The organism is Kutzneria sp. NPDC052558 (genome assembly GCF_044547355.1).
Taxonomy (GTDB): domain Bacteria; phylum Actinomycetota; class Actinomycetes; order Mycobacteriales; family Pseudonocardiaceae; genus Kutzneria.
The window spans coordinates 169,748-177,541 of record NZ_JBIUAG010000021.1; the positions used below are offsets into that span (position 1 = coordinate 169,748).

Below are 7,794 nucleotides of genomic sequence, written 5' to 3' on the forward strand. Positions count from 1 at the left end.
GGGGGCTTTCCTACACTCGGAGTGTAGGAAAGCCCCCTTCCTACACTCACCTGGTGCTCGGCCTCCCGGGTAGCCGATGCCTCGCCCAGCGCGAAGCATCGGCGGGGCCTCGTGCATTGCTTGGCACCGACACTCGGCGACATGCCCATGACTGCCCCTCCCCGTGTGACCTACGACTTCGCCGCCTTCTTCCGAGTCTTGCGCACCGGCTCGTCGGCCTTCTTGTCGTTGCGGGCGGCGTCCAGCAGCTCCTCGGCGTGGGCCCGGCCGGTGTAGGTGAAGTCCAGGCCGGCCAGCATGCGGGCCAGCTCCACCACCCGCTCCGACTCGTCCAGCACCTTGACGCCGCTGCTGGTCAGCCCGCCCTCGGCGACCTTGTTCACCACCATGTGCCGGTCCGCGTACGCGGCGACCTGCGGCAGGTGGGTCACGACGATCACCTGGTGGCTGCGGGCCAGCCGGGCCAGCCGCCGGCCGACCTCGACCGCGGCGCGGCCGCCGACCCCGGCGTCCACCTCGTCGAACACCAGCGTCGGCACCGGGTCGGCGTGCGAGAGCACGACCTCCAGCGCCAGCATCACCCGGGACAGCTCGCCACCGGACGCGCCCTTGTTCACCGGCAGCGCCGGCGATCCCGGATGCGGCATCAGCCGCAGCTCCACGTCGTCCACGCCTTCACGGCCGGCGTGCAGCCGCTGGCCGTCCACGTCCAACGCCACCGCGTCGTCCGGCTCGGCGACCCGGGGCAGCACCGCGACCTCGACGGTGGCCTGGGCCATGGCCAGCCCGCTGAGCTCCTCGGTGACGGCCTTGCCCAGCTCCTCGGCCGACATGGTCCGCTCGGCGGTGACCTCCTTGGCCGCCTCGGCCAGCTGCCCGGCCAGCTCGTCGCGGCGGCGGGCCAGCTCGGCCAGCGCCTCCTCGGAGGTGTCCAGCCCGGCCAGCCGCTCCTGCGACACCCGAGCCCACTCCAGCACCCCGTCGATGTCGGCCGCGTACTTGCGGGTCAGCTGCTTGAGCTCCTGCTGCCGGGCCAGCACCTGTTCCAGGCGGGCCGGGTCGGCGTCCAGCGACTCCAGGTAGCCGACCAGCTCGGTGGCCACGTCGGTGAGCAGCACCGACGCCTCGGCCAGCCGGGGCTCCAGGTCCCGCAGCTTGGGGTCCTCGGTCCCGGCGAACCGCCGCCGCGCCTCGGCGATCATGCCCAGCGCGCCGACTGCCTCGACCTCGACGTCGGCCGCGCCGCTCAGCGAGTACTGCGCCCCCTGCGCGGCCTCGCGCAGCTGGTCCACGTCGGCGAGCCGACGGGCCTCGGCGTGCAGGTCCTCGTCCTCGCCGGGCTTCGGGTCGACGGCCTCGATCTCGGCCAGGCCGTGCTTGAGCAGGTCGGCCTCGCGGGCCATCTCCCGCGACTTCTCGGTGCGCTCGACGAGCTCGGTGGACACCGCCACCCACTCGTCGCGCAGCTGCTTGTACCGGGTCAGCGGCTCGGCGACCGCGTCGCCGGCGAACCGGTCCAGCACGGCGCGCTGCTCGGTCGGCCGGGCCAGCCGCAGCTGGTCGTTCTGCCCGTGCACGGCGATCAGCTGCTCGGAGATCTCCGCGAGCACCCCGACGGGCACCGAGCGGCCGCCCAGGTGCGCGCGGGACCGGCCGTCGGTGCTGATCGTGCGCACCGCGATCAGGCTGCCGTCCTCGTCCGGGTCCGCGCCCGCGTTGGCCGCGACCTCGGCCGCCGGGCTGCCCGGTGGCGTGTGGAAGCGCCCCTCGACCACGGCCCGCTCCACCCCGGTGCGGACGCGCGAGGCCTCGGCCCGGCCCCCGCTGAGCAGGTGCAGGCCCGTGACCACCATCGTCTTGCCGGCGCCGGTCTCGCCCGTGACCACCGTCAAACCCCGGTGGAGTTCGATGCTGGCCTCATCGATCACGCCCAGACCCTGGATACGCATCTCGATCAGCACAGGTCGAACACTAGTGCCAACCCCTGACGTTCCACGACCGGGGCGGGCCAAACCGGTCAGCGCCGCCAACCCGAACGGGCTGGTCAGTCGAGAACGGGACCGCGCCATCCCTGCACCGGCAGGGCGAACTTGTTCACGAGGCGGTCCGAGAAGAGGTCCTGCTTGAGCCGCACCAGCTTGACCGGGGTGCTGGAGTGGGCCACCTCCACCCGGGTGCCGGCGGGCAGCTCGACCAGCCGGCGGCCGTCGCAGCACAGCACCGCGGGGTGGCCGTGCGGGTCGATCTCGAAGGCCACCACCGAGTTCGGCGACACCACGAACGGCCGGGCGAACAGCGCGTGGGCGTTGCTCGGCACGACCAGCAGGGCGTCCAGGTCCGGCCACACCACGGGGCCGCCGGCCGAGAACGCGTACGCCGTCGACCCGGACGGTGTGGCGCACAACACACCGTCGCAGCCGTAGGCCGACACCGGACGGGCGTCGACCTCGACGACCACGTCCAGCACCCGCTCCCGGCTGCTCTTCTCCACGCTGGCCTCGTTCAGCGCCCAGGTGTGGGCGATGACCTCGCCCTGCACCTGCGCCGCCACGTCCAGCGTCATCCGCTCCTCGACGTGGTAGTTGCGGTCGATCACCCGCTGCACGGCCTCGTCCAGGTCGTCCATGTCGGCCTCGACCAGGAAGCCGACCCGGCCCAGGTTGACGCCCAGCACCGGGGTGCCGAACGGCCGGGCCAGCTCGGCGGCCCGCAGCAGCGTGCCGTCGCCGCCGAGGGCGAACACCAGCTCGGTGCCGACCGCGGCGGTGCTGGCCGGCGCGACCTCGGCGTAGCAGGAGCGGTCCAGGTCGGCGGCCTCGTCCTCGACGACCCGCAGCCGGATGCCGGCCTCGGCGAACCGGCCGGCGACCTTCTCGGCCAGCCGCAGGTTGGTCTGCCGGCCGGTTTTCACGACGAGCAGGATCTCCCGGTCGCCGTTCACGGTGAGCTGCGTCATTTCGGCCCCTCCCGGACCGCGGTGGCGACCAGTTCCGCGGCCTGCTCCTCGGGTAGCGGCTCGCCGCGCCGCAACCACACGAAGTACTCGACGTTGCCGGACGGGCCGGGCAGCGGGCTGGCCACCACGCCGTGCAGGCGCAGGCCCAGCTCGGCGGCCTCGCCGACCACGCCGAGCACGGCCTGGGCGCGCAGCCGGCCGCCGCGCACCACCCCGCCCGGGCCGACGTTGTCCTTGCCCACCTGGAACTGCGGTTTCACCATCGGCACGATGTCGCCGTCCTCGGTCGTGCAGGACAGCAGGGCGGGCAGCACCAGGCCCAGGGAGATGAAGGAGAGATCAGCGACCACGAGATCGACGACGCCACCGGTCAATTCCGGGTTCAACGCGCGCACGTTCGTTTTGTCCAGAACCACGACCCGGTCGTCGGTCTGCAACCGCCACAGCAGCAGGCCGCGGCCCACGTCGGCGGCGACCACCTCGCGGGCGCCGCGGCGCAGCAGCACGTCGGTGAAGCCGCCGGTGGACGCGCCCGCGTCCAGGCAGCGGCGTCCCTCGACCGGGATGTCGAACGCGTCCAGCGCGCCGACCAGCTTGTACGCGCCGCGCGAGGCCCAGTTCGGGTCGTCGTCGTCCTCGCGCACGATGACCGGGGTGTCGGCCTCGATGGCCGTCGCCGCCTTGGTGGCCACCGTGCCGCGCACCGTCACCCGGCCGTTGGCGACCAGTTCCGACGCGTGCGCCCTCGACCGGGCCAGTCCGCGACGGACCAGCTCGGCGTCCAGCCGTGCCCTGCGGGTCACCGGGGTCAGAACCCGTCGATGGCCGACAGCGCGTCGGTCAGCGTGGCGTGGACCGCCTCGAACCGCGCCGGGTGCTCGGCGACGTCGAGGGTGTCCAGTTCGGCCAGCCTGGCGACGGCGTAGTCGATCGTCGCCATGGGCGTGTCGTGCGGGGTCGTCCCCCCGGCGCCGTCGGCCGGCCACATCGGCGCGCGTGGTCCGGTGGGCAGACTGCGCCCCGTGGTCGGCGGCGGGCCCGGGACTGGCGGCTGGGTCATCTGTGGCTCCCGGAAGGAGTAACTCGGGTGACTTCGTACAACGCTAGCCGATATTCAGCGCACCCAAGGCGGCCATCGAGGCGTCATCGGTGGCACGCACGGTCACCGGGCCGCCGCCGGCCGGCCACCAGGCGGCGCACAGGCCGCGCAGCAGGGCCAGCGGGTCACCGGAGCCGGTGACGGTCAGTTCGCCGTCGCCGACCGCGACGTCCCAGCCGGGCTGCTTGGCGATCTCCACCTCGGACAGCGGCAGCAGCAGGCCGGACAGGTCGGCCGACAGGTAGCGGGGGCGCAGCTCGGCCGGGGCCTGGAGCACCTGGGCCGGGGTCGCGACGCCGGTGAGCACCAGCAGCGCGTCCAGCTCGGCGGCGGTGGCCCCGGCGATGTCGGTGTCGAGACGGTCGCCGACGACGAGCGGCTTGCTCGCGCCGGCGGACCGGATCGCCTGGTCCATCAGCGGCCGCGCCGGCTTGCCGGCGACGACCGGTTCGACGTCGGTGGCGGTGCGCACCGCGGCGACCATGGATCCGTTGCCCGGCATCAGGCCCCGCTCGGTCGGCAGGGTGGCGTCGATGTTGCACGCCACCCAGAACGCGCCGTTGCGGATGGCCAGGGCCGCCTCGGCGAGGTCGCTCCAGCCGGTGTCGGGCGAGTGGCCCTGCACGACCGCCGCGACCTCGGGCGAGTAGGTGCGCGTCGTGGTCAGGCCGACCGCCGTGACCTCGTCGGCCAGGGCCTGCGTGCCGACGATCAGCACGAGGGCGCCCGGCTCGAGGTGCTCGGCGAGCACCGCCGCGCCGGCCTGGGAGCTGGTGCTGACCTCGTCGTCGGAGGCCTGGAAACCCAGCTCGTTCAGGTGGGCGGCGACGCTCGCCGGCTTGCGGGAGGCGTTGTTGGTGACGTAACGGATGCCGGCGCCCCGCTCGCGGCTGGCCTTGATCGCCTCGACGGCGCCCGGCACGGCCTCGCCACCGCGGTAGACGGTGCCGTCGAGGTCGAGCAGGAGGGCGTCGTAGGCCGCCAGCAGGTCGTCCGGCTGCGTCACTCCTGCTCCTCGCCGCTCTCGCCGTCCTGGCTCAGCTCGATGGCCCGCTCCGAGGCGTCGGTCTCTTCCTCGTCGTCGAACTCGGCCGCCTGCATGAACCAGCGGATGGCCTCCTCGGTGCGGCCGACGGCCGCGAGGTTGTCCGCGTAGGCGTAGAACAGGCGGGCGCTCCACGGCTCGTGCTTGGCCGGGTCGAGGTCGTCGCCCTGCAACGCCACCACGGCCGCGTCGAGCTGGCCCATGTCACGCCGGGCCCCGGCCGCGACGATGCGCAGCTCGATCTGCTCGGCCTTGGTCAGCTTCTGGGCGTCGGCCTCCTTGGCCAGGTCCAGTGCCCGCTCCGGACGACCCAGCGCCCGCTCGCAGTCCGCCATCACGGCCAGGTGCCCCGGGCCGGCGCTCATCCGGCGAGCGGCCCGCAGCTCCGACAGCGCCTCGGCCCACTCGCCGGCGTGGTAGGCCGTCAGGCCCGCCGCCTCGCGGACCAGGCCGACCCGCGCCGCCTTCGTCCGGGCGAACCGGGCGTGGGCCAGGGCCTCCTCCGGCTCCTCGTCCACCAGCATGCCGGCGGCGACCAGGTGCGCGCCGACGACCTCCGCGAGCGCCTTCGGCAGGCTACGGAGCTCCATGCGCGCCTCGGGGTCGAGCGCGGAGAACACGGCGCCCTCCGGCAGCAACGGCGTGCCGAACCGGTCGACGCGCGGCTGCTCGACCTCGTCCTGCGACTCGTCCTGACGTTCGGCCGCGGTCTCGCCGTCTTCGTCGGCCGCCTGCTCGTCCTCGGTCTCGGCCGTGTCCTCGTCGGCGTCGTCCTCGAGCTCGGCGGTGTCGAGCTTCGCGGGGTCGACCTCGGCGCGCTCCTGGGCGGCGACGGCCTCTACGGCCTCGGCCTGCTCGGCGATCTCCAGCTCTTCCGACGGCTCGGCGTCGACCGCGCGCAGCGGGGGACGCTCGTCGAAGTTGCGGGGACGCTCGTGACGCTGCTCGCGCGGACCCGAGGCGCTGCCCCCCTGGGGGCGGCCGGCGGTGCGGGGCTTGCGGTCGCCGTCGAAACGCTTGGGGCGGTCGCCGTAGCCAGGCTTGCCGTCGTTCTTGGTCCAGTCCTTCTTGCGGTCCTGGAACTTGGCCGGCCGCTGCGGACGGCTGCTGGCGCCGTCGCGAACGTCGTCGCGGTCCCGGTCGTTGACGCGGTCGTTGCCGTAGCGCGGCCGGTCCGAGTTGTAGCGGGGCCGGTCACCGGAGCGCTGGTTGTCCCGGTCGCTGTTCCAGCGGGGACGGTCGCCCGAGCCACCGCGCTGGTCGTTGCGGTCGCTGTTGTAGCGCGGCCGATCGCCGGAGCCGGCCCGGTCGCCGCGGTAGCCGCCGCCGCGCTGGTCGCGGTCGCCACCGAAGCGCGAACGGTCGTTGTTGTTGTGACGCGGGCGATCCCCGCTGCGCTGCTGGTCCCGATCCCCGAACCGCGGACGGTCGCCGCCACGCTGGTCGTTGGAACGCGAGCCATCGCGGTCGTTGTACCGCGGCCGGTCATTGCCCCGGTCGTTGTTGAAATGGGGACGGTCGCCGCCCCGGTCGCTGTTGAAGCGCGGACGGTCGCCACCGCGATCATCGTTGTAGCGCGGGCGATCCCCACCGCGGTCGTTGTTGTACCGGGGCCGGTCGCCACTGCGCTCGTTGTTGAAGCGCGGGCGGTCGCCGGAGCCGGCACGGTCGTTGAAGCGAGGCCGGTCGCCGCCACGCTGGTCGCGGTCGTTGGAACGCGAGCCGTCGCGGTCGTTGTAGCGGGGACGGTCGTTGCCCCGGTCGCTGTTGAAGCGCGGCCGATCCCCCGACCCGGACCGGTCGGAGTTGTAGCGCGGACGGTCACCGGAGCCCGAGCGGTCCGAGTTGAAACGCGGACGGTCGCCGGAACCCGTGCGGTCCGAGTTGTAGCGGGGGCGATCGCCGGAGCCACTCCGCTCTGAGTTGTAGCGGGGCCGATCCCCGGAACCCGAACGGTCGGAGTTGTAGCGCGGACGGTCGCCAGAGCCGGACCGGTCCGAGTTGAAACGCGGACGGTCGCCGGAACCCGTGCGGTCCGAGTTGTAGCGGGGGCGGTCGCCGGAGTCCGAGCGGTAGCCGCCGGAGCGCTGGCTGTCCCGGTCGTTGTTCCACCGGGGACGGTCGCCGGAACCACCGCGCTGGTCGTTGCTGCCGCCCCGGTAGCCACCGCTGCCGCCACGGCTGTTGCTGCTGCTGTTGTTGTTGTCGCGAGACCAGCTGCCGCCACGGTCCTGGCGGGGCGCGCCCTGCTGACGGTCGCCGTACGACCGCCGCTCGCCGGCGCCGCGCTGCTGCCCTCGGCCTTCACCTGATCCTTGGCCGCCGGTGCGCTGCTGACGGTCGCCACCACGCTGACCGCCGTCACGATCGCCGGGACGCTGCCCGAACCTGGACACTACAAACCTCCTAGACACGACCGACCCCGTAGACCGGTCCAACAACACGGTAGTCGCTGCTCAGCGATCCGGGGGTCTGGGGCTGGGCGACCGAGACCGGCCATCCCCAGGTCGGGATGCGGGGGACCGACTAATTCCCCTGGTGAAACATAGCGAAACGCCCCCTGTCCGCGTTGCCGCAGACAAGGGGCGTCCCAAGTTAAGTTCGGCGGCGTCCTACTCTCCCACACCCTCACGAGTGCAGTACCATCGGCGCTGGAGGGCTTAGCTTCCGGGTTCGGAATGGGACCGGGCGTTT

General features: G+C 73.2%; 6 protein-coding genes and 1 rRNA gene. All 7 read right to left on the minus strand.

Translation table 11 applies throughout. From position 1 onward, the window contains the following. Positions 1-170: 170 nt before the first annotated feature. Positions 171-1,961, minus strand: a complete 1,791-nt coding sequence (recN, locus tag ACIG5F_RS32295) for a DNA repair protein RecN (protein ID WP_396523701.1) — start codon at positions 1,959-1,961, stop codon at positions 171-173. Between the two features lie 83 nt (positions 1,962-2,044). Further along, positions 2,045-2,956, minus strand: coding sequence for an NAD kinase (locus ACIG5F_RS32300; RefSeq protein ID WP_396523702.1), 912 nt, complete (start codon positions 2,954-2,956; stop codon positions 2,045-2,047). After that, positions 2,953-3,759, minus strand: coding sequence for a TlyA family RNA methyltransferase (locus ACIG5F_RS32305; protein WP_396523703.1), 807 nt, complete (start codon positions 3,757-3,759; stop codon positions 2,953-2,955). The genes ACIG5F_RS32300 and ACIG5F_RS32305 overlap by 4 nt, the downstream gene beginning before the upstream one ends. A 5-nt stretch (positions 3,760-3,764) precedes the next feature. Next, a complete protein-coding gene (locus ACIG5F_RS32310) occupies positions 3,765-4,016 on the minus strand; it encodes a hypothetical protein (RefSeq protein ID WP_396523704.1) in 252 nt (83 codons plus the stop codon). Between the two features lie 43 nt (positions 4,017-4,059). After that, positions 4,060-5,061, minus strand: a complete 1,002-nt coding sequence (locus tag ACIG5F_RS32315) for an HAD-IIA family hydrolase (RefSeq protein ID WP_396523705.1) — start codon at positions 5,059-5,061, stop codon at positions 4,060-4,062. Next, a complete protein-coding gene (locus ACIG5F_RS32320) occupies positions 5,058-7,496 on the minus strand; it encodes a hypothetical protein (protein ID WP_396523706.1) in 2,439 nt (812 codons plus the stop codon). Before ACIG5F_RS32320 ends, ACIG5F_RS32315 begins: the two co-directional genes overlap by 4 nt. A gap of 203 nt (positions 7,497-7,699) precedes the next feature. Further along, positions 7,700-7,794 (minus strand): 5S ribosomal RNA (gene rrf, locus ACIG5F_RS32325); the annotation flags it as partial.